Genomic DNA, 20787 nt, shown 5'->3' on the forward strand with positions numbered 1-20787 from the left:
GAAATCGGCGACAATTTGGGGCTGTCCTCGAAATGAAAAGACCGTGGGGTCTTTACGGTAATGACGATTTCATCGCTGTTTCGTTTCATGTTCAAGAAAGCCGGCCTGATTCTTGTGATGGCCCTGCTGGTCAGCGCCTGCTCGCCCCGTTACAACTGGCGCGAAGTGGACGTGGCGGACGGCCGGGTGCGGGCGGCATTCCCGGACCGGGTGCAGACCGAGACCCGCCAGCTGCGGCTGGACACCCATACGCTGTCGTTCACCCTGGCCACGGCCACCGTGGGCGAAGCGGTGTTCGCGATCGGGTCGGCGCCGCTGCCGCCGGAGATCGCGGCGGACCCCGTGGCCCGGCAGGCGCTGGGCATGGCGCTGATGCGCTCGCTGTACGTCAACATGCAGGCGCCGCCGCCCACCGAGTGGCCGCCCTATGGGCAGGACATCGACGTGCAGGGCAAGGCCATGGGCAAGCCCGGCTGGCTGCGGGCGCGGGTGTGGGTGACCGACACCATGCTGATCGAGGCGGTGGCGGCGGGCACCGAAGCCAGCCTGCCCGAGGAACGGGCCCGTGAATTCCTGAGGTCGGTGGTCGTCAAGCCGTGACGGAGTACAGCAGCCCCCGCCGGATCGCCACCGCCACCGCGGCGCGGCGGCCGCGCACCTGCAGCTTGCGGCAGGCGTTGCGCAGATGGAAATTGACGGTGCTTTCGCTGATGTCCAGGATGCGGGCGGTTTCCCAGCTGGTCTTGCCGGCGGCGCTCCAGTGCAGCGAAGCCGATTCGCGCGGCGACAGCCGGACGCTGGGCGGTGCAAGCGGGGCGACGACAATGGGGGCGGCGGACATGACGGCGGGGACGCGGGTTCCTGGCAAAAGACAACCCATGTTCCGGCCGGCGATCGGCCGTGGACAAGCGACGATGCCGTTGCGTATCACCCTTTGAATCTCTGACGGAATAAACGGATGCTGGCCATCGCGCAGTTCTATTTGTCGGCCATCGTGCTGATGTTGCCGCTGTTGTCGTGCGTCGGCATCGGCGTCTTCTGGGGCAAGCGCGACCTGCCGTTCGGCGGCGCCTTCATCACCACGCTGGTCACGTCCGTGACCACGCCGGCGCTGGTGTTCCACACCTTCGTCACCACCCACCTGGACGACCGCGCGCTGGCCGACGTGGCGGCCGCCACGCTGCTGGCGCTGCTGTTGTGCGCGCTGGCCTGCGCCCTGCTGCTCAAGCTGGGCCGCCTGCCGGTGCGCACGCTGCTGCCGACGGCCTTCCTGCCCAACGCCGGCAACCTCGGCCTGCCGATCTCGCAACTGGCGTTCGGCGATGCCGGCCTGTCGGTGGCGGTGGCGTTCTTCGCCGTCAACTCCTTTGTCATGCACACCATCGCGGTGCGGCTGCTGCCCGGCGTCAATACCAAGGGCAGCTGGAAAAGTCCGATCCTGCTGGCCTCGGTGGTGGCCGTCGCCATGCGCCTGCTGCACATCCCGGTGCCGGCCTGGCTGATCGAGACCGCGCGCATGCTGGGCGCGGTGACGGTGCCGCTGATGCTGCTGAGCCTGGGCCACGCGCTGGCGCTGATCCCGGCCAACGGCCTGCGCGACGGCGCCAAGGTGGCGGTGATGCGCCTGGTGACCGGCCTGGCCGCGGGCCTGGCGATCGTCTGGGTCCTCGACCTGGAACCGGTGCCGGCCGGCGCGCTGACGCTGCAGATGGCGATGCCATGCGCCGTGGTCAGCTACATGTACGCCAAGCGCTACACGGACATGGGCGACACCGCCGCCGGCGCGGTGCTGGTGTCGACGGTGGTTTTCCTGCTGCTGGCGCCGCTGATGCTCTGGTTCAGCCACGCCGGCCCATAGGGCCTGTTCACTCTGGCAAGAGCCTCGCGCAGGCCGGCAATCGGGCGCCCGGCCTGGCGGGGTCGCCACCGCGCGGCGCCGGGCAACGGCGGCCGCGTTTTTTTGCGTGCGCTCATGCGGTCGGCGCCGCCGGCATGTGATGCCTCGTGTCATTTTTCCACCCCGATTTCCGCCCTTTGAGGACTGCGCATTCCGGCCGTCCGATTCTGGATGGCGCGCGCTTCTTTCGCCGCAGGCATTCAGATATTTTGCTTATCCAATTGACCGTGGTGGTCGATTCACTCACTTAATTTTGTGCGTCGGCCGCGCGGTCATTTCGCCCCTTCCTGGTACCTAGAATCAACGCATCCCTCGTGATTCAGGTTCCGGCGACATCGCCGCGGCCGATGTTGGAAATATCAAAATGCCTCAGCCCGTTCCCTTGCGGAAATCCATCGCCCATCGCGCGGCCCATCCCAATACGGAATCGTCTCCTGGCAAGATGCCTGTCGCCCGTGGCGGGGCCCTGTCCTGCTACGGCATGCGGGCGCTGCTGCTGGCGCTGGCCGCGGCTTTCGCCTCGCCCACGCCCGCCAAGGCGGCCGGGTTGCCCGACTTGCCGGCGCCGCAAGCCGGCGACAAGCGCGAACTCGAACGGGCCTTCGCTTCGTTCCTGCAGGAATCCGCGCGGGCCGAGCAGGCGCGGCGCGATGCCCGCGGCAATCCCATGATGGCCGCGGCGTCCGACACGCGCATGGGCGCGTCGAATGCCAACCTGACCGTGCCCGTGGGCGACGGCACCCTGTCGCTGGGGCGGGATTCCTTCGCGCTGTCCACGCCCGATTCGCGTTTCAGGGTCGGCGGCGGCGCCATGGACAACGCGCCGATCGGCCGCATCGAATACTCCCGGCTCATCACCGATCGTTTCGCGCTTGGCGCCAGCATGCAGCTCGGTGAATACCAGCGCGAACTGATCGGCCGCGGCATTTTCGTCGACGCCAGCAAGCAATACGAATTCGACGCCGCGGTGTCGCTGATGAAGGGCAGGCCGTCGTTCGATTTCGATTCCGGCAGCGCGCGCGTGCCGGTCACCCAGTTGGCGGGCATCGTGGCGGCGCGCCGCCTGTTCGCACCGGAATCGGGGCTGGGACTGCATGCGCTGGGCGCATCCGCGTGGGGCGCGCGCGCCCACAGCCCGAACGACCTGTCGAGCCGCACGGTGGTCGAGGACTACGCCAACTACACCCGCGTGCTGTACGACCCGCGCCGCATCTCCACGGGCCGCTTGTTCGGCGCCAGCGTGGACCTGCAATACGCGCCGTTCTCTTCGCTCGTGCTCAGCACCTCGCTCGGCATGGAACACGAACGCTACCCGATGGGCGACGGCTCGGTCGAGAGCCGCCACCGTCCCTATCTGTCCGGCGGCGTGAAGTTCGCGGTCTACAAGGACTACCTGTTCGACATGCGCGTATCGACCGGCGTGTCGCGCGATCTGGTCGCCAGCCTGTCGGGCGACAAGGCGCGCCTGTCGTTCGGCATGTCGCGCGGCCGCGATGGCGCGCTCAACAGCAAGACGGTCATGGTCTACGTCGACCTGATGAAGCTGATCTCGCCGTCGCGCTATACGGCCGACGGCAGCTCGCTGGCCATGCGCGAATCGCTGCAGCAGTACACCGGCGAGCGCCTGCTGGACAAGGCCGTCACGCGGCCCGACCGCATTCCGCAGACGTTCCTGGCCAAGGTCGACCGCACCGGCGTGCAGGAAGTCTTCATCGAGAAGGCCGGCCTGCCGCCGGGCGCCAAGGTCAGCGCCGATGGCCAGCGCCTGACCATCGCCGTGGGCAGTGGCGCGCTGACGCTGGCGGCCGTGCAGAAAAACGGCGCCGCGGTGGCGACGCCACCGCAATTCACGGTCGCGCCGGCGCAACTCTCGGTCGACCTGTTCAGGTTGCCCGTGCCGGCGCAGACCGACGAGTACGTCGTGCGTGTCAGCGACGCCACCCTGGCGACCTACAACGTCAAGATCACCGTGGGCCGCAAATGAACGGCCGGATGAAGATGTCAAAATACCTCCACACCCTTTCCGACCTGGTCCTCTATACCCTGGTCGGGGCCTGCTTTGTCCTGGGCTTGTCATGGGCCGGCGCGACGTTCGCGCAATCCCGGCTGAGCGTGATCAATGTCGTCGTCGAGAAGGCCACCGCCACCCCGAGGCTGAGCTTCGCGCAACCAGCGCTCACCCTGGCGCTCGGCGAAACGGCCCCCAATCCCGCGCGCAGCGACCAGCCGGCCAGCAAGGGGGCCATCACCTACCGTTCCAGCGATGACGCCATCGCGCGTGTCGCCGCCGACGGCACGGTCACCGCGGTGGCGGCGGGCACCGCCACCGTCACCGCCACGCAGGCGGCCGACCTGCCCGCGTTCGAGTCGGGCAGTGGCAGCTATCAGGTGACTGTCGTCGGGCCGCTGTCGGCCAAGGCCACGCTCGCCGCCGGGACGTGGCTGGTCGGCGAGCCCTTTGCCGACATGGTGCCGGTGACCGCCAGCGGCGGCATCGGCAAGCTGAGTTACGCCATCGCGCCGACCGTGCCGGCGGGGCTGGCCTTTTCCACGGATACGGGCGTCCTGTCCGGCACTGCGACCGTCGACTCGCCGGAGACGACCTACACCGTCACGGTGAGCGATGCCGCCACCCCAGCGCATACCGCCAGCGCCACGTTCGATATGACCATCGGACCGGCATTTGTCGCCACTGGCGGCGGTGATCGTATTGGCTTCATGCTGAATGAATACAACATGGTCGAAGGCCTGTTGCAGGTCAGAGGGGGGATCGGCGCGTTCCATGCTGCCGTCTCGCCGCCGCTGCCTCCTGGCGTGAGCGTCAGCGTGGCGAAGGATCGTACCGATGCGGGGCTTTACCTGGTCAATATCGACGGCTCCGGCACGGTCGCGTCTCCCTGGACGACGTACACGGTGACGGTAACGGACAGTGCCGTAATAGCTCACTCATATACGGCCAATTTCTCGCTCGCCGTTGCCGATGTGCTCACCGCGACAGTCGTGGACGGAAACAAGATCGCCACGGTCGGCGAGTCCATCAACTATCGTCCGGTCACCGGCTCGGGCGGGCTGCCCGAGGTTTCGGCGTTTGCATACGCCTACGCCGTGTCGCCGGCGCTTCCCGCCGGACTGGCAATGGACGGGGCAACCGGTGTGATCACGGGATCCGCCTCCAGCGCGGCGCCGGCCACGAGCTACACCGTGGCGTTGTCCGTCGATGGGTTGGTGTCGGCGGTGCCGCCGGTCACTGCGAACTTCACGCTCGAGATCGTCGACGGCCTGGCGGCCACGACCGTCATCTCCACGCAAACCATCGTCGTTGGCGACCCCGCGCTCGACATCACGCCGGTGACGGCCATTGGCGGTGTCGGCACGCGCCATTTCGCGGTCGCGCCGACGTTGCCCGAGGGGCTTTCGATGAGTGCCGCCACCGGCGTCATCACCGGTGCTGCGTCCGGCGAGTCCAAAGAGGCGGTCTACACCGTCACGGTCACCGATGACGCGGGGCATAAAGCCGCCGCGACCTTCTCGCTCGCCGTCAATGCGGGGCTGAAGACGTCGGTGTTCAACCATGGCGAGGAGCATCGGGTCACGGATCCGGTCGACTACACCCCGCCGATGACCTCGGGCGGCGTCCGTCCTTATCAGTACACCGTGACGCCGGCGTTGCCGACGGGGCTGGCCATGAATGCGGGAACCGGCGCCATCACGGGGGCCGCGACCGCGCCGTCCGCGATCACGACGTACACCTACACCGTGACGGACAGCGCCACGCCGGCGCATTCGGCGACCGGCACCTTCACCCTGGCGATCGCGCCGGCACTCACCGCGACGGCCGTGGGCACGACGACGATCTCGGTCGAGGTCGGCAAGCCCGTCACGGAAAGCCCGGTCAAGGCCGAAGGCGGTTTGGGACTGCCCCAGTTCAGCGTCCAGCCGGCTTTGCCGAGCGGGCTGGGCATGGATGCGCGCAGCGGCGAGATCACCGGCACGGCGACGGCCCCGTCGCCCGAGACCGAGTACACCGTCACGGTCACGGATGGCGCCAGCCCCCCGCAGACGGCCTCGGCCACCTTCAAGCTGAGCGTGTCTTCCAACCCGGGCATCGCCATCACGATGAATGCGCCGGTGAAGCCCCAGCGGATATCCATGGTGTTCCCGCCTTACGCGCCGGTGACGGCGTCCAGCGGTATCGGCAGCGCGCTCACGTACACGGTGGCGCCCGCATTGCCGAGCGGTTTGTCGATGGATCCTGCCACTGGCATCATCTCGGGCACACCGACGGTCGAACAGGTCGATAGCAGTGACGCCAGGTACACCGTCACTGTCACCGACAGCGCTTCGCCTGCGCATGAGGCCGAGGCCCGTTTCGGTCTGGTGACGTACCAGTTGCCGACGGCGACGGTCCTGGTGTCGTCGAAAACGTATCAGGCCGGGGAAGCCGTCAACTATCAACCCGTGTCAGGCGTCAGTGCCGCGGGGCGGCCGGTCACCTATCGCGTGGCGGGAGGCGGATTGCCCCGTGGGCTGAAGATGGATCCCAGCACGGGCGTCATTACCGGCACGACCCACGAAAAGATGAAGAGCGAGTTCTTCGTCTATGTCTCGGATCTTCCCCTGGATGGCGTCTTGTTCGCCTCGGCCTTGTTCATACTGGAGATCGTGCCGCCTGCGGCCCCGTGACCGTCAGCATGGCAGCGGATGGGGCGCGGGCCGCGTCCCGCGGCCTGTCCGGCCGCGGGGCGCCGCCAGGAAAGTGTCAGGCCACGCCCGACATGGCGCGCAACTGCGTCATCAGCGCTTCGGGGACTTCCACGCCGTGCTTGAGCGCCTCGTCGCGCAGCTTGCGGCGGCGGTCGCCGGGCAGGCGCACGCCGTCGTCTTCCAGCATGGCTTCCACCAGCGTCTCGACGCGTTCGAGGTAGGCCTCGTTGCCGGCCAGCGCACCGGGGTCGATGGCCATGAAGGCCTGGCCCAGGCGCGCCGGGCCGCCTTCGTCGACGAAGAACGACTCGGTCTCGAAACCGAAGTGCGAGCCGGTCAGGGCGCAGGCCAGCAGTTCGATGATCAGCGCCAGCATCGCGCCCTTGACGCCGCCGGCGGGCAGCATGCTGCCCGCCAGGCCGGCCTTGGGATCGGTGGTGGGCTGGCCGTCGGCGTCCAGCGCCCAGCCCAGCGGGATCGGCTGGTTGTCGCGCGCGGCGATCATGAGCTTGCCGCGCGCCACTTGCGACAGCGACAGGTCGATGACGATGCGGCCGCCGCCGCGACGCGGGAACACGGCGGCGATGGGATTGGTGCCAAATAGCGGACGCTTTCCGCCCCAGGCCGGCATGGCCGCGGGCGAGTTGCTCAGCGCCAGCGCCACCAGGCCGGCGTCGGCCAGGGCTTCCAGGTGGTAGCCGGCCTCGCCGAAATGGTGGCTGTTGGCCACGCCGATGAAGGCCACGCCGTGCTCGCGGGCGCGGCGGGCCGCTTCCTGGACCGCCAGCGCGCAGGCGGGAAACGCCAGGCCCGAGCCGGCATCGATCAGCGCCGCGCCGCCGCGTTCGTGCGCGATGCGCGGCACGGCGCTGCCGATGGCGCGGCCGGCGCGCAGGTGGCCGGCGTAGAACGGCACCCGTGACAGGCCGTGGGAACTGAGCCCCTGGCTTTCGGCGAAGACCAGCGCGCGCGCGGTGGTGTCGGCCATGGCCGGGTTGGCGCCCGCGGCGGCCAGGCTGGCCGCGGCCAGGTGTTGAAGTTCGTCCAGATAGATGTGAGCCATATCCTTCCTGTCAGGGGGGGGCGCGCCGCGTGTCATCGGGCGCCGCCGGTAAGCGCTATTGTCACACCGGCGGCCACCATCTCGGAAACGCGGGTGTTGGCTTCCTGTGTCAGGCCGGCGATGTGGGGGGGTGAGGATCAGGTTGGGCGCGCCGGCCAGGGGGCCGCCGGCGGGCAGCGGCTCCTGTTCGAACACGTCCAGCGCCGCGCCGCGCAGGTGGCCCGAGCGCAGCGCCGCCGCCAGGGCGGCTTCGTCCACCACGCCGCCACGGGCCGTGTTGACCAGGATGGCGCCCGGCCGCATGCGGGCGATGCGGCCGGCATCCAGCAGGCGGTGGGTGTCGGCGTTCAGCGGCACGTGCAGGGTGACCGCGTCGGCGCGGGTCAGCAGCTCGTCCAGCTCCAGGCGGGTGGCGCCGGTCTCGGCCCAGGCCGGATGGGCGGCCGGCAGCGCCGCGTCGCAGGCGACGATGCGCATGCCCAGGCCGGCCGCCAGCCGCGCCGTCAACTGGCCGATGCCGCCGAAGCCGACCACCCCCAGCGTGCGGCCATGCGCCTCCAGGCCCTGGGACAGCGCCGCGCGCGGCCAGGCGCCGGCCGCCACCTCGGCGCTGGCGGCGTAGGCGCCGCGCAATAGCGCCAGCACGGTGCCGATGACGTACTCGGCCACGGCGCGCGCGTTGGCGCCGGTGGCCGGCACCACCTGGATGCCGCGCGCGGCGCAGCCGGGCAGGTCGATGTTGTCCAGCCCGACGCCCAGCCGGCCGACCGCGCGCAGGCGCGGCGCGGCGGCCAGCAGCGCCGCGTCCACCTGGCTGCGGTTGCGCACGATGAGGGCGTCGGCCCCGGCGGCGGCTTGCAGCAGGGCGTCGCGCTGCTCCACCAGGTCGGGGGCGTAGCGCACGTCGAAGCGCTGCCGCAGGCTGTCGACCGCGGGCGCGTCCATGAACTCCGAGATAAGCACGTGCATGAAGGGCTCCGGGGTCAGGCGATCTGGATGTTGGCGTCGCGGATGATCTTGGCCCAGCGATCCACTTCGGACCGCACGTAGGCGCCGAACTCCGCCGGCCCGCGTGGCTGCGGCACGAAGCCCAATTGCAGCAGCGCCTGCTGCATGGCCGGTTGCGACACCTGTTTGACGATGGCGTCGCCGATGCGCTGCACCAGTTCCGGCGGTGTGCTGGCGGGGGCCATCACGCCGGTGAAGTTCTCCACGATCAGGTCGGGCAGGCCGGCCTGCGCCACCGTGGGCACGTCGGGCAGGTCGGCGCTGCGTTCGCGGGTGGTGATGGCCAGCGCCCGCAGCGAGCCGTTCTTCACATGCGACAGCGACTCGGGGTAGTTGGAGAACACCACGTCCAGGTGGCCGCCGATGAGATCGGTCAGCGACGGCGCGCCGCCCTTGTACGGCACGTGCATCAGCGGCGCGCCGGTCAGCTTCTGGTACAGCGCCAGGGTCAGGTGCGGCGGCGTGCCGTTGCCGCTGGAGCCGGCCGCCAGCGGCTTGGCGGCGGCCGCGCGCGCCAGGTCGGCCATGGTCTTGATCGGGCTCTTGGCGTTGACCACCACCATGATGGGCGAGGACGCCAGCCCCGCCACCGGCGTCAGGTCGCGGGTCAGGTCGTAGCCGGCCTTGCCGGCGAACAGCGTGGCGTTGGCGGCGTGCGATAGCGTGATGGCCAGCCAGGTGTAGCCGTCGGGGGCGGCGTGCGAGACGTGGGCCGCGCCGATGTTGGCGCTGCCGCCGGGCCGGTTCTCGACCACGATGTTCCAGCGTTCGGCGTCGCTCAAGGCCTTGCCGACCTGGCGCGCGGCCACGTCGGTCAGGCCGCCGGGCGGGAAGGGCACCACGTAGTTGATGGGGCGTTCCGGCCAGGCGCGCTTCTGCGCCAGGGCCTGTTGCCATGGGGCCAGCGCACAGAGGCCGGCGGCGCCCAGCGCGCCGAGCAGGCGTCGGCGCTGGGCGTCGTCGATCGGGGGGTGTTGCTCGCGATTCATCTGTCTTCCTCCTTGGGGGTGGCGCCCGGGTAGGAATGCTTACGCCTGTGCTGCCGTGGCGGCTTGCGCCCGGGTCTGCATGCTTTTGTGCGTGTGTTGCGAGGAACTGCGGGGGCGGCCGGCGCGCGTGGCGCGCCGGCCGGGCGCCGTCAGGCGCTTTCGAAGATGCGGGTCAGGACGAACTCGCGGTGGCCCAGGGCCTCGGCCGCGGTCCAGCGGCCGTTGGCGGTGGCGAGCATGCATTCGAGCAGCTTGTCGCCGGCCTGGTTCAGGTCGATCTCGCGTTGCAGCAGGGCGCTGGTGTCGACGTCGATGTGTTCCGACATGGTCCGCACCGTGCGCGGATTGGCGCAGATCTTGATGACCGGCAGGATCGGGTTGCCGATGACGTTGCCCTGGCCGGTGGGGAAGAAGTGCACCGCGTAGCCCGAGGCCGCGCACAGCGTCACCATCTCGGCCGCGGCCGAGGACGAGTCCATGAACCACAGGCCCGGCCCGTCGGGGATCTCGGCCTTGTCGATCACGCCGTCGACGCGGCACTGCTTGCCGATCTTCTGGATGTTGCCCAGCGCCTTTTCCTCGATGGTGGTCAGGCCGCCGGCGATGTTGCCCTTGGTCGGCTGCGATTCGGACAGGTCGCTGGTCTTCCAGCGGTCGATCATGGCCTGGTAGCGGTCGAACATGAACATGAAGCGTTCGCGCACGGCGTCGTTGGCGCAGCGCTCGGCCACGATGTGTTCGCCGCCGGTCAGTTCCGAGGTCTCGCCGAACACCAGGGTCGAGCCCAGCGCGTAGAGCTTGTCGAAGGCGTTGCCCACGGTCGGGTTGGCGCCGCAGCCCGAGGTGGTGTCGGACTCGCCGCACTTGGTCGAGACCCACAGGTCCGAGATCGGACACGTGCTGCGCGTGAGCGCGGTGGCGTAGTGCACGAATTCCTTGGCGCAGCGCGAGGCGCGCATGATGGTGTCGTGGTCGCCGTGCAGCTCGATGCTGAAGCCCATGACCGGCTTGCCGGTGGCGGCGATGCCGTCGACCACGCGCTTGGTCCAGCCTTCCTCGATGCCGATCACCACCACCGCCGCCACGTTCGGGTTGCAGCCGGTGCCGATGAGGGTGCGGAAGTGCAGTTCCAGGTCTTCGCCGAACTGCAGGCGGCCGTAGGGGTGGGGCAGGGCCAGGGTGCCCTTGATGTTGTTGGCGACGGCCTCGGCCGCGGCGTTGGAGATGTCGTCCACGGGCAGCACGATGACGTGGTTGCGCACGCCGACCCGGCCGTTGTCGCGGCGGTAGCCCTGGAAGGTGGTCTGAGCATTGATGACGGACATGATGGTTTCCTGTGTGGGCGAGGGGAGGCGGCTTACCAGCGCTTGGTCTTGATGTTGTGCACGTGGGCGTGCTGGCCGGCCTGGATCGGCGCGACCACGCGGCCGATGTCCACGCCGTACTTGAAGACCGTGTCGCCCACGGCCATGTCCTTGATCGCGACCTTGTGGCCGATGGGGATGTCCTGCGAGGCCCGCACGTGGACGATCTTGTCCTCGTCCATGATCCAGGCATTGAGCTCCGTTCCGGCGGTCAGGCCCTCCACCACGGCGACCGCCACCGTGTCCTTGGCATCGTGCAATACGGCGTGAATCATCGTCTTCCTCTCCTGGGTGAGCGCGCGGCGGAGTGCCGCGGGCGCTTCGGATCACAACGTCCGGCAAATCTTAGGGCGGGCTTTTTCGCATGTCAACTAAATCATATATATGAATTGTATGACTTGAGCCGAGGCGGTCCGCGCCGCTACACTGGAGGCCCTGATTTATTGCGATGCACCCATGAACACCAGCCTGTCATCGACTGTGCCTTTGGGCAGTCCCTTGTACGAGCAGGTCAAGCAGGCCGTGCTTGCCGCGCTGGCGCAAGGCGAATGGAAGCAGGGCGAGGCGATTCCGCCGGAGAAGAACCTGGCCGAGCGCTTCGGCGTGTCGATCGGCACGTTGCGCAAGGCCATCGACGAACTGGCCGCCGAGAACATCCTGGTGCGCCATCAGGGCCGCGGCACCTATGTCGCGGTGCACACGCGCAACCACCACTTCTTCAAGTTCTTCCGCATCCTGCGCCAGGACGGCCACAAGTCGTATCCGGCCACCGAGCTGCTGCGCTTTCGCCGCGTCAAGGCCTCGGCCGAGGCGCGCGACAAGCTTGGCCTGCCGGCCGGCGCCTACGTGTTCGAGTTCCTCAACATGCTGTCGCTGAACGGCGATGTGGTCATGGTCGACGACATCTGCCTGCCGGAATCGCGCTTTCCGGGCATGACCGAGGCGCACCTGCGCGAACGCGCCAGCACGCTGTACGCGCTGTACCAGGACGTGTTCGGCGTCAACGTCATCGCCACCGATGAACGCCTGCGCACCTGCCTGGCCGACCGTTCCCATGCGCGCTGGCTGGGCGTGGCCGAGGGCGGGCCGTTGCTGGAGATCCGCCGCCTGGCGTATTCGTACAACCGCCAGCCGGTCGAATGGCGCATCTCGCGCGTCAACACCGAACGCTACGAATACCTGGGGCATGAACCCTGGGAGGCGGGGGCCTGAGCCGCCGCCCGGCCCGCGTATCGGACGCGGGCGCTTGCGGCCCCCCGCGCAAGCAGTGCTAGAATTCCTGCCGCACTACCCAATTTTCGGCGCCGATTTGCCTGATCCGCTTGCGGGCGCCTTCCAATAAATCCAGCTAAAGAGGTCCGTATGACCACTCCTGCCCAACATTCGGCCGGTGATTCGGCCAGCGCCGCGCTCGCGACCCTGCCCGCCGCCGCCATCTCTCAGTCCGACGCCGCTGATCCCGGTTCCGTCGGACTGGTCGCTCCCGTCTTCCTGCGTTTCGACGAGCCGCTGGCCTTGCTCAGCGGTCAGTCGCTGGCTTCCTACGAGCTGGCGGTCGAAACCTACGGCACGCTCAACGCCGCGCGCAGCAACGCCGTGCTGATCTGCCACGCCCTGAACGCCTCGCACCACGTGGCGGGCCAGGCGGCCGACAGCCCCAGCGATGTCGGCTGGTGGGACAACATGGTGGGCCCCGGCAAGCCGGTGGACACCAATGTGTTCTTTGTCATCGGCGTCAACAACCTGGGCTCATGCTTCGGCTCGACCGGGCCGGCCAGCATCAATCCCGAGACCGGCAAGCCCTGGGGCGCCGCCTTCCCGGTGCTGACGGTGGAAGACTGGGTGCAGGCGCAGGCCCGGGTCGCGGACCACTTCGGCATCGAACGCTTCGCCGCCGTGATGGGCGGCTCGCTGGGCGGCATGCAGGCCCTGAGCTGGGCCATCACGCTGCCCGAGCGCGTGGCCAATTGCGTGGTCATCGCCAGCACGCCGCGCCTGTCGGCGCAGAACATCGGCTTCAACGAGGTGGCGCGGCGCGCCATCATCACCGACCCGGATTTCCACGGCGGCGACTACTACGCGCAGGAAACCGTGCCGCGCCGCGGCCTGTCGGTGGCGCGCATGATCGGCCACATCACCTATCTGTCCGACGATGACATGGCCGAGAAATTCGGCCGCGCCCAGCGCGCGCCGGCGGCCGATGGCGCCTACCACTACGGCTACGACGTCGAGTTCGAGGTCGAGTCTTACCTGCGCTACCAGGGCGAGAAGTTCACCCGTTATTTCGACGCCAATACCTACCTGCTGATCACCCGCGCGCTGGATTACTTCGATCCGGCCCGCAAGACCGGCGGCGACCTGGCGCGCGCGCTGGCGCCGGCCAAGGCCGACTTCCTGCTGGTGTCGTTCACCACCGACTGGCGCTTCCCGCCGGAGCGCTCGCGCGAGATCGTGCGCGCCCTGCTCAAGAACGCCAGCCCGGTCACCTACGCCGAGATCGACGCGCCGCACGGGCACGATGCCTTCCTGCTGGAGGACGCGCGCTACCATGCGGTGGTGCGCGGCTACTACGAGCGCATCGCCCGTGAACTGCAGCTGACCGGCGCCGCCCAGACCGAAGGACGCTCCGCATGACTCCTGTGACTCCCCGTCCCGCCCTGGCCACGCTGCGGCCCGACCTGGCGCGCATCGCCAGCTGGATCGAGCCCGGCAGCCGCGTGCTGGACCTGGGTTGCGGCGACGGCGCCCTGCTGGCGCACCTGCGCGATCAGCGCCAGGTGCGCGGCGCGGGCGTCGAAGTGGACGACACCTGCGTCATCGCCTGCGTGCGGCGCGGCGTCGAGGTGATCCAGCAGAACCTGGAAGACGGCCTGGCGCTGTTCGACGACAAGCAGTTCGACACCGTGGTGCTGTCGCAGACGCTGCAGTCGATGCACCGCACCGAGCACATCCTGCGCGAAATGGCGCGGGTGGCGCGCCATGGCGTGGTGTCGTTCCCCAACTTCGGCTATTGGCCGCACGGCTGGGCCATCCTGCGCGGGCGCATGCCGGTGACGGGCCAGATGCCCTACCAGTGGTACAACACGCCCAACATCCACCTGTGCACGCTGCGCGACTTCGAGCAGCTGGCCGGCGAGCTGGGCCTGCGCATCCTGGAACGCGCCACCTTCAACGAAGGGCGCGAGATCAAGGCCTTCCCGAGCTGGCGCAGCACCCTGGCGGTGTACCGCTTCGCCTCGCCCTGACATTCTGCAACGCGGGCTGACGGCCCGGGCGCCAGCGCCTAAAATGCCGCAAGCCCGCCGCGCACGCCCGTGCGCCGCGGCGGCTCGTTCCAGGAGACCGTCATTACCGCTGTATCCAACGTCTACACCAGTCCCCGCGTCGCGCCCCTGCTGGTCCTGGGGTTCGCCAGCGGATTGCCGCTGGCACTGACCAGCGGCACCTTGCAGGCCTGGGCCACCGTGGCCGGCGTGCCGTTGCAGCAGATCGGCTTCCTGACCCTGGTGGGCACGGCCTACACCCTCAAGTTCCTGTGGGCGCCGCTGGTGGACCGCTATGCGCCGCCGCTGCTGGGCCGGCGCCGCGGCTGGATGCTGGTGACGCAGGTGCTGCTGGGGCTGGCGATCATGGTCATGGGCACGCTGTCGCCGTCTTCGGCCTTGCAGACGCTGTCCCTGCTGGCGGTGCTGGTGGCTTTCCTGTCGGCCACCCAGGACATCGCTTTCGACGCCTATTGCACCGACGTGCTGCGCAAGGAAGAGCGCGGCGCCGGCGCGGCCATCAAGGTCATGGGCTACCGGGTGGCGATGATCGTTTCCGGCGGCCTGGCGCTGATCCTGGCCGACCAGTGGATCGGCTGGGGCAATACCTATGTGGTGATGGGCGGCCTGATGCTGCTGTGCGCGCTGGCGACGCTGTGGGCGCCCGAGCCGGAGCACGTGGCCAAGCCGCCGCGCAGCCTGGGCGAGGCCGTGTCGGCGCCCTTGCAGGAGTTCTTCACCCGGCGCGGCGCGCTGGCGGTGCTGCTGCTGATCGTGCTGTACAAGCTGGGCGACGCCTTTGCCGGCGCGCTCTCGACCACCTTCCTGATCCGCGGTGCGGGCTACACGCCCACCGAGGTCGGCGCGGTCAACAAGGTCATGGGCATGGCCGCGACCGTGGTCGGCGCGCTGGCCGGCGGTCTCATCATGTCGCGCTGGACCCTGTACCGGTCGCTGATGGTGTTCGGCCTGCTGCAGGCGGTGTCCAACCTGGGCTACTGGCTGATCGCCGTCAGCCCCAAGAGCATCTGGCTGATGGGCGCGGCGGTGGGGCTGGAAAACCTGTGCGGCGGCCTGGGCACGGCGGCCTTCGTCGGGCTCTTGATGGCCCTGTGCCGCCAGCGCTTCTCGGCCACGCAGTTCGCGCTGCTGTCGGCCTTGTCGGCCGTGGGCCGGACCTATCTGGCCGGACCCTTGACGCCGCCATTGGTGGAGCACCTGGGCTGGCCCGGGTTCTTCCTGGTGACGGTGGTCATCGCGCTGCCGGGCCTGTTGCTGCTGTATCTGCTGCGCGGCCGCATCGAGGCCATGATCCAGGACAACGACGCCTGACGCCAGGCCCGTGCGGGCCGGGCGCCAGGGCGGCGCGTTACGCCTCGTCGGTCAGGCGCACGATCAGCACGTCGCTGGGCAGCGCTTCCAGCAGGCGCTCGGCGACGCTGCCGATGGCGGTGCGCAGCAGGCCGGTGCGGCCATGGGTGCCGGTGACGACCAGGTCGGAACGGTGGTTGAACGAGTATTCCGACAGCACCGTTTCCGGCTGGCCGCATTCCAGCACCACCTTGGGCGGCGTCACGTCGGCCAGTTCCGGCGTCTCGGCGATGAACTCGCGCGAACTCTGCTCGGCCGCGTGGTAGAAGCTGCGGGTGACGGCGTCGTCCGGCACGTTCTTGCCCTGGAACGGCACATCGTAGGCGTGGAACAGCGTCAGGTCGGCGTTGGGCACCAGTTGCAGCGCGGCGCGCAGCGCCTGGCGCGAGCCGGCCGAGAAGTCGGTGGCCACCAGCACGTCGCGGTACGGCTTGCGCGGCCGGTTCTTGACCACCAGCACCGGCTGGCGCGCCTGCCGCGCCAGCTTCTCGACCGTGGTGCCGAGCAGCAGCCGCCCCAGGGTCTCGTCGCGGGCGATGCCGGCGATGATCAGCGAGCAGCCGAAGCTGTCGGCGGTTTCCATGATGCGCATCAGCGGATCGCCCGTGACCACCACGACTTCGGTGGCGATGCCGGCGTTGGCCAGGTCTTCGGCCAGTTCGCGCTCGGCCACCGACTTGTGGTCCGCGGCCAGCCGGCGCCAGACCGGGGTGGTCAGGCGCGCCGACACGCCGTGGTTTTCCATGACGTGCAGCACGACCAGCTTGGTATCGAGTTCCTTGGCCAGTTGCAGCGCGCGATCGAGGGCGCGATCGCCCCGCGCGCTGAGGTCCGTGGCCAGAAGGATGGGGCCAGGTTGTTGCGACATACGTTTCTCCCGAGATGGGGCCGGGCCGGTGACTCCCGCTAGCCCGCCGTCCGGCCGTTATCGCCCTTGCGGGCACACTCCCATTGTCCCGCCGGGGCGCGGACCGGGGCTTGACCGATGTCAACGCGCTTCCAGCGTAAGGGAGGCGCGGCCGTCCGGCAATGCGCCGGCCGCCGCCCGCGTCAATACAATGGGGCCTGCCGCCGACCGTTCCCCGCGACCGTTCCCCGATTTTCGGGCGGCCTTTGCCCCATTTCCGCCCGCTCCATGTTCTACGATCTTTCGCCCGCCCTGCTGCACACGCTCTACCTGGTCGCCATCGTGGCCGAAGCCATGACCGCCGCGCTGTCGGCCGGCCGGCGCGACATGGACTGGATGGGGGTGTGCATCATCGCCTGCGTCACCGCGCTGGGCGGGGGCTCGCTGCGGGACGTGCTGCTGGGGCACTACCCGCTGACCTGGGTGGTGCATCCCGAGTACCTGTGGATGACGGCGGGCGCGGCCCTGCTGACCGCGCTGATCGCCCCGGTGATGCGGCGCCTGCGCAGCGTGTTCCTGCTGGCCGACGCCCTGGGCCTGGTGGCGTTCACGGTCATCGGCTGCCAGGTGGCACAGCTGATGCAATTGCCGATCACGGTGGTGCTGATCAGCGGCATGATCACCGGCTGCGCCGGCGGCGTGCTGCGCGACGTGCTCTGCAACGAGGTGCCGCTGCTGTTCCGCAAGGAGCTGTACGCCAGCGTGTCGGTGGTGACCGGGGCGCTCTACCTGGGCGTGCAGGCCCTGGGGCTGCCGGCCAACGCCGCCGTGCCGATCGCGCTGGCGGTCGGGCTGGCGCTGCGCCTGCTGGCCCTGCGCTTCAACTGGCAGATGCCGAAATTCGTCTATCGCGACGATTGGCACTGAGGCCCCCTCGCAGCCCGCATTCCTGCAACAATTTTCCTATTTGTGTTTCAATAAATTTCTAGTATCTTGTCGCTGTCGCAATACTTTGCATCACGCAGTACAAGGGGAGCCGATTGGACGTCAAAGCGCCCGCCACGATTCCGTATTTCCTTCAGGAACAGATTCGTGAATTGATAGTGGATGGCACTATCAGGCCCGGGCAGCCATTGCGGGAACAGGAACTGGAGCAGCGTTTCGGCACCAGCCGCAGTCCCATCCGGGAAGCGCTGCGTCTGCTGGAACTGAGCGGCCTGGTGACGCACGTCCAACGCAAAGGCTTCCGGGTCACCCTGTATTCCGAAACCCAGATCCGCCACCTGTACAAGTTGCGCGCGGAGCTGGAAGCCTATTGCATCCGCCAGGTCGCCGAGATCGACGACATCTCGCCCCTGGTGGCCGAGTTGCGCAGCTATGACGAGGCGATCGCGGCCGCCATGGCCAAGGGCGACGTGCGCGCCTACATCTCGGCGCTGCGCGAGTTCTACCTGGCCAGCGCCCGCTTCACCGGCAATTCGCCGCTGGCGGACGTGCTGACCAAGCTGTACGAGCAGGTCGAGCCGCTGCGCTACCTGCTGGCCAGGCAGACCATGGCCTCGAACAACCTGCAGGCCTACACCCAGGGCATCACGCAGGCGCTGGACCAGCGCGATTTCGACCGCGCCGCCGAGCTGACGCGCAATTACGTGATCGATGTGCTGCCGGGCATCCTGCGGGCCTACCACGAGGCGTCGCTGCAGGACGCCGAAGAGTCCGCGCCGCGCTACGGGCGCGCATAAGCCCGCGACCGTCAGGCGTGCGCGGACGGCGTGCGCACGGCGATGCCGGCCCGCTCCAGCGCTTCGCGGATGGCGCGGGCGAATACCAGCGCATTGGGCTGGTCCCCGTGGATACAGAGCGTGTCGGCCTGCACCGGCACGTCCTTGCCGTCGACCGAGCGCACCTTGCCTTCCCGGACCATGCGCACGACCTGCGCCACCGCCTGGTCGACGTCCTCGATCATGGCGCCGGCGCGGGTGCGCGGCGTGAGCGAGCCGTCGTCCTGGTAGGAACGGTCGGCGAAGACTTCGTTGGCCGCCGTCAGCCCGATGGCGCGCGCGGCGTCGATCAGCTTGCTGCCGGCCAGCCCGTACAGCACCAGCGAGGCATCCACGTCCTTGACCGCCTGGCAGATGGCGCGCGCCAGGACTTCGTCCTTGGCGGCCATGTTGTAGAGCGCGCCATGCGCCTTGACGTGGTGCAGCCGCGCGCCTTGCGAGGCGGCCACGCCGGCCAGCGCGCCGATCTGGTAGACGGTGGTGTCGTAGGCTTCGTCCGGCGTGATCGGAATCGCGCGGCGGCCGAAGCCGACCAGGTCCTGCAGGCTGGGGTGCGCGCCCAGCGCCACGCCCTGCTTGAGGGCGGCGGCCACGGTCTTGCGCATGGTGGCGGGGTCGCCGCCATGGAAGCCGCAGGCGATGTTGGCCGAGCTGACGAAGGCCAGCACCGCGGCGTCGTTGCCCATGCTCCAGGCGCCATAGCTTTCGCCCATGTCGCAGTTCAGGTCGATGCTTGTGCTCATGATGGGGTTCCTGTCTGGGTTAGGGCCGTTCACCCCAGCAGCGCGCGCAGCGGCGCCAGCGCGTCCAGCAATTGGGTGAAGGCGCGTTCGCGCTCGCCGTCCAGGCGTTGCGCGTCTTCGAGTTCGATCAGGGAAAAGCGCAGCGTGCGCCCCGGCGCGTATTGCGCCAGCAAGGGCAGGTCGACGGTGGCGATCTGCGCGATCTTGGGATAGCCGCCGGTGGTCTGCCGGTCGGCCATGAGGATGATGGCCTCGCCGCCCGAGGGCACCTGCACGGTGCCGAAGCAAGCGGCCTCGGACAGCATCTGGCGCGGCTGGCTCATGGACAGCGCCGGGCCCTGCAGGCGGTAGCCCATGCGGTCGGACTGCGGACTGATGCGGAATTCCGAGCCGCCGAAGGCATGGCGGGTGGCCTCGGAGAATTCCTGCCATTGCATGCCGGGCAGGAAGCGGATGGTGTCGCGCTGCTTGTTGCCGAGCGCGCCGGGCAGGTAGATGCGCAGGTCCCACAGGGCCTTTTGCAATGCGTCGAGGTCGCGGCCGTCGAGCGCCTGGCGCAGGCCGACCTGGTCGCCCCTGGCCAGCGCGCGGCCCTCGAAGCCGCCGAAGCCGCTGCGCAGGTAAGTGGTCTCGCTGCCCATCACCGGCGTCAGCGCAAAGCCGCCGTGCACCGCCAGGTAGCCGCGCACGCCATTGGCCGGGCGCGCGCCGAAGGCCAGCGTGTCGCCGGCGCGGGCGACCAGCGGCCGGTGCTGGGGGATATCCTGGCCATTGAGCGTGGCGCCCAGGTCGGCGCCCGCCAGCGCGAAGCAGGCCGGCGCGTCGAAGCGCAGCGTGGGACCGGTCAGGGTCATCTCGAGCGTGGCGGGGTCGCCGGTGTTGCCGGCGAGCGCGTTGGCCAGGCGGTGGGCGCGTTCGTCCATGGCGCCGGCGGCCGGGATGCCCTGGTGCTGGTAGCCCTCGCGGCCGCGGTTCTGGAAGCTGGACAGCATGCCCGGCTTGATGACGGCAACGCTCACGGCCGGGCCTCCCGCAGGCGCTCGAATTCGTCGGGGGGGATCGGCACGAAGCGCACCGAGTCGCCCGGTTGCAGGGTCGCGGCAGGATCGCGCGCGGGGTCGAACATGGTCAGCGGCGTGGTGCCGATGATGTGCCAGCCGCCGGGCAGCCGGTTGGGGTAGATCACGGTCTGGCGGTTGGCGATGGCCACCGCGCCGGCCGGCACCGCCGTGCGCGGCGAGGCGCGCCGCGGCAGATTCAGTTTTTCGTCGTGCACGCCCAGGTAGGCATGGCCGGGGGCGAAGCCCAGCATGAACACCATGCTGCGCGGGCCGCTGTGCAGCCCGATGACTTCGTCGGGCGTCAGGCCGGCGGCCTTGGCCACGTCCTGCAGGTCGGGGCCGTAGTCGCCGCCGTAGCAGACGGGCACGTCGATTTCGCGGCCGGCGGCGTTGTCGGCGGCGATGCCGTCGGCCAGCAGCGCTTCGATGCGTTCGGCCAGGTCGGCGTAGGTGGGGCCGTTGCCCAGGCCGTCGGGCCGGTAATGCACCGCCACCGCCACGAACGACGGCACCACATCGGTCACGCCCGGCAGGCCGGCGTCGCGCAGCTTGCGCGCCGCCGCCAGACAGGTGCGGCCGATGGCGGCGTCGATCTGGTCACCAAAAGAGACGATGAGGCAGCGGTCGCCCTGGGGCTGGATGCGCCAGGCGGTTTCGGCCGGAGAAGATATGTCTGATATAGCGTTCAACGGCACG

General features: G+C 69.1%; 19 protein-coding genes, 1 pseudogene and 1 riboswitch. Of the genes and pseudogenes, 10 read left to right on the plus strand and 10 right to left on the minus strand.

Translation table 11 applies throughout. The annotated features are described in order from the left end of the window. The first annotated feature begins 60 nt into the window (after nt 1-60). Complete coding sequence (locus tag AOZ49_RS23510) at nt 61-600, plus strand: hypothetical protein (protein ID WP_054478024.1); 540 nt, start codon at nt 61-63, stop codon at nt 598-600. On the opposite strand, the gene AOZ49_RS23515 is transcribed toward AOZ49_RS23510, so the two are convergent. After that, nucleotides 590-841, minus strand: a complete 252-nt coding sequence (locus tag AOZ49_RS23515; protein WP_054433124.1) for a helix-turn-helix domain-containing protein — start codon at nt 839-841, stop codon at nt 590-592. The genes AOZ49_RS23510 and AOZ49_RS23515 overlap by 11 nt on opposite strands. A 117-nt stretch (nt 842-958) precedes the next feature. Here AOZ49_RS23515 and AOZ49_RS23520 point away from each other — a divergent pair, with 117 nt between their 5' ends. From AOZ49_RS23520 to AOZ49_RS23530, 3 genes are all read left to right on the plus strand, one after another. Continuing rightward, the gene (locus AOZ49_RS23520; RefSeq protein ID WP_054478025.1) at nt 959-1858 is read left to right on the plus strand and encodes an AEC family transporter; all 900 of its coding nucleotides are present in this window, start codon (nt 959-961) and stop codon (nt 1856-1858) included. A 481-nt stretch (nt 1859-2339) separates the two neighbouring features. Then, complete coding sequence (locus AOZ49_RS23525) at nt 2340-3881, plus strand: hypothetical protein (protein ID WP_156355729.1); 1542 nt, start codon at nt 2340-2342, stop codon at nt 3879-3881. Nucleotides 3882-3889: 8 nt separating this feature from the next. Continuing rightward, entirely contained in the window at nt 3890-6580 is a 2691-nt protein-coding gene (locus tag AOZ49_RS23530; protein WP_054478029.1) for an Ig domain-containing protein, read from the plus strand. Nucleotides 6581-6656: 76 nt separating this feature from the next. Here AOZ49_RS23530 and AOZ49_RS23535 read toward each other — a convergent pair whose 3' ends face one another. The 5 genes and pseudogenes from AOZ49_RS23535 to AOZ49_RS23550 all read right to left on the minus strand — a co-directional run bounded on the left by AOZ49_RS23535 (nt 6657) and on the right by AOZ49_RS23550 (nt 11300). Next, nucleotides 6657-7664: an Ldh family oxidoreductase gene (locus AOZ49_RS23535; RefSeq protein WP_054433128.1), complete on the minus strand. Its 1008-nt coding sequence runs from the start codon at nt 7662-7664 to the stop codon at nt 6657-6659. A gap of 32 nt (nt 7665-7696) precedes the next feature. Continuing rightward, nucleotides 7697-8633, minus strand: a pseudogene (locus AOZ49_RS31935) (hydroxyacid dehydrogenase). 14 nt (nt 8634-8647) lie between these two features. After that, complete coding sequence (locus tag AOZ49_RS23540) at nt 8648-9661, minus strand: Bug family tripartite tricarboxylate transporter substrate binding protein (protein WP_054460883.1); 1014 nt, start codon at nt 9659-9661, stop codon at nt 8648-8650. Between the two features lie 149 nt (nt 9662-9810). Next, nucleotides 9811-10986: a UxaA family hydrolase gene (locus AOZ49_RS23545; RefSeq protein WP_054433131.1), complete on the minus strand. Its 1176-nt coding sequence runs from the start codon at nt 10984-10986 to the stop codon at nt 9811-9813. 32 nt (nt 10987-11018) lie between these two features. Beyond that, entirely contained in the window at nt 11019-11300 is a 282-nt protein-coding gene (locus tag AOZ49_RS23550; protein ID WP_054433132.1) for a UxaA family hydrolase, read from the minus strand. Between the two features lie 181 nt (nt 11301-11481). Between AOZ49_RS23550 and AOZ49_RS23555 the strand changes: the two genes are divergently transcribed. The 4 genes from AOZ49_RS23555 (at nt 11482) to AOZ49_RS23570 (ending at nt 15620) form a co-directional block, all read left to right on the plus strand. Then, nucleotides 11482-12237 (plus strand): GntR family transcriptional regulator, encoded by a 756-nt coding sequence (locus tag AOZ49_RS23555; protein WP_054433133.1) that lies wholly within the window; start codon nt 11482-11484, stop codon nt 12235-12237. A gap of 79 nt (nt 12238-12316) precedes the next feature. Further along, nucleotides 12317-12398, plus strand: a riboswitch (SAM riboswitch). After that, complete coding sequence (locus AOZ49_RS23560; protein ID WP_054433134.1) at nt 12388-13659, plus strand: homoserine O-succinyltransferase MetX; 1272 nt, start codon at nt 12388-12390, stop codon at nt 13657-13659. Its footprint overlaps the riboswitch before it by 11 nt. Continuing rightward, nucleotides 13656-14270 (plus strand): methionine biosynthesis protein MetW, encoded by a 615-nt coding sequence (gene metW, locus AOZ49_RS23565; RefSeq protein WP_054478031.1) that lies wholly within the window; start codon nt 13656-13658, stop codon nt 14268-14270. Before AOZ49_RS23560 ends, metW begins: the two co-directional genes overlap by 4 nt. Before the next feature lie 102 nt (nt 14271-14372). Further along, on the plus strand, nt 14373-15620 hold the full coding sequence (locus AOZ49_RS23570) for a muropeptide transporter (RefSeq protein WP_054478051.1): 1248 nt from the start codon (nt 14373-14375) through the stop codon (nt 15618-15620). A 37-nt stretch (nt 15621-15657) separates the two neighbouring features. Here the strand turns inward: AOZ49_RS23570 and AOZ49_RS23575 are convergent, their stop codons facing one another. After that, the gene (locus AOZ49_RS23575) at nt 15658-16527 is read right to left on the minus strand and encodes a universal stress protein (protein WP_054478033.1); all 870 of its coding nucleotides are present in this window, start codon (nt 16525-16527) and stop codon (nt 15658-15660) included. Between the two features lie 267 nt (nt 16528-16794). On the opposite strand from AOZ49_RS23575, the gene AOZ49_RS23580 reads away from it, so the two are divergent. Both AOZ49_RS23580 and AOZ49_RS23585 read left to right on the plus strand, forming a co-directional pair. Continuing rightward, on the plus strand, nt 16795-17433 hold the full coding sequence (locus tag AOZ49_RS23580) for a trimeric intracellular cation channel family protein (RefSeq protein ID WP_054433137.1): 639 nt from the start codon (nt 16795-16797) through the stop codon (nt 17431-17433). Nucleotides 17434-17546: 113 nt separating this feature from the next. Continuing rightward, nucleotides 17547-18248: a GntR family transcriptional regulator gene (locus tag AOZ49_RS23585; RefSeq protein ID WP_082380559.1), complete on the plus strand. Its 702-nt coding sequence runs from the start codon at nt 17547-17549 to the stop codon at nt 18246-18248. 11 nt (nt 18249-18259) lie between these two features. Here AOZ49_RS23585 and AOZ49_RS23590 read toward each other — a convergent pair whose 3' ends face one another. Genes AOZ49_RS23590 through pxpB form a run of 3 tightly spaced genes read right to left on the minus strand, consistent with a single transcriptional unit; the run spans nt 18260 to nt 20780 of the window. Then, nucleotides 18260-19030: a LamB/YcsF family protein gene (locus AOZ49_RS23590; RefSeq protein WP_054478037.1), complete on the minus strand. Its 771-nt coding sequence runs from the start codon at nt 19028-19030 to the stop codon at nt 18260-18262. Nucleotides 19031-19059: 29 nt separating this feature from the next. After that, on the minus strand, nt 19060-20049 hold the full coding sequence (locus AOZ49_RS23595) for a 5-oxoprolinase subunit C family protein (RefSeq protein WP_054433140.1): 990 nt from the start codon (nt 20047-20049) through the stop codon (nt 19060-19062). Beyond that, a complete protein-coding gene (gene pxpB, locus AOZ49_RS23600; RefSeq protein ID WP_054478038.1) occupies nt 20046-20780 on the minus strand; it encodes a 5-oxoprolinase subunit PxpB in 735 nt (244 codons plus the stop codon). Before pxpB ends, AOZ49_RS23595 begins: the two co-directional genes overlap by 4 nt. Nucleotides 20781-20787: the final 7 nt, after the last annotated feature.

The organism is Achromobacter sp. 2789STDY5608615 (genome assembly GCF_001298995.1).
In the GTDB taxonomy this organism is placed as follows: Bacteria; Pseudomonadota; Gammaproteobacteria; order Burkholderiales; family Burkholderiaceae_B; genus Achromobacter; species Achromobacter insuavis.

Excerpts from the sequence above, each read along its gene's own strand:
- AOZ49_RS23555 (WP_054433133.1), top strand. The coding sequence starts at position 11,482 with ATGAACACCAGCCTGTCATCGACTGTGCCTTTGGGCAGTCCCTTGTAC.
- AOZ49_RS23540 (WP_054460883.1), bottom strand. The coding sequence starts at position 9,661 with ATGAATCGCGAGCAACACCCCCCGATCGACGACGCCCAGCGCCGACGC.
- AOZ49_RS23550 (WP_054433132.1), bottom strand. The coding sequence starts at position 11,300 with ATGATTCACGCCGTATTGCACGATGCCAAGGACACGGTGGCGGTCGCC.
- AOZ49_RS23580 (WP_054433137.1), top strand. The coding sequence starts at position 16,795 with ATGTTCTACGATCTTTCGCCCGCCCTGCTGCACACGCTCTACCTGGTC.
- AOZ49_RS23525 (WP_156355729.1), top strand. The coding sequence starts at position 2,340 with ATGCCTGTCGCCCGTGGCGGGGCCCTGTCCTGCTACGGCATGCGGGCG.
- metW (WP_054478031.1), top strand. The coding sequence starts at position 13,656 with ATGACTCCTGTGACTCCCCGTCCCGCCCTGGCCACGCTGCGGCCCGAC.
- AOZ49_RS23545 (WP_054433131.1), bottom strand. The coding sequence starts at position 10,986 with ATGTCCGTCATCAATGCTCAGACCACCTTCCAGGGCTACCGCCGCGAC.
- AOZ49_RS23510 (WP_054478024.1), top strand. The coding sequence starts at position 61 with ATGACGATTTCATCGCTGTTTCGTTTCATGTTCAAGAAAGCCGGCCTG.
- AOZ49_RS23590 (WP_054478037.1), bottom strand. The coding sequence starts at position 19,030 with ATGAGCACAAGCATCGACCTGAACTGCGACATGGGCGAAAGCTATGGC.
- AOZ49_RS23530 (WP_054478029.1), top strand. The coding sequence starts at position 3,890 with ATGAAGATGTCAAAATACCTCCACACCCTTTCCGACCTGGTCCTCTAT.
- AOZ49_RS23535 (WP_054433128.1), bottom strand. The coding sequence starts at position 7,664 with ATGGCTCACATCTATCTGGACGAACTTCAACACCTGGCCGCGGCCAGC.
- AOZ49_RS23575 (WP_054478033.1), bottom strand. The coding sequence starts at position 16,527 with ATGTCGCAACAACCTGGCCCCATCCTTCTGGCCACGGACCTCAGCGCG.
- AOZ49_RS23515 (WP_054433124.1), bottom strand. The coding sequence starts at position 841 with ATGTCCGCCGCCCCCATTGTCGTCGCCCCGCTTGCACCGCCCAGCGTC.
- AOZ49_RS23560 (WP_054433134.1), top strand. The coding sequence starts at position 12,388 with ATGACCACTCCTGCCCAACATTCGGCCGGTGATTCGGCCAGCGCCGCG.
- AOZ49_RS23520 (WP_054478025.1), top strand. The coding sequence starts at position 959 with ATGCTGGCCATCGCGCAGTTCTATTTGTCGGCCATCGTGCTGATGTTG.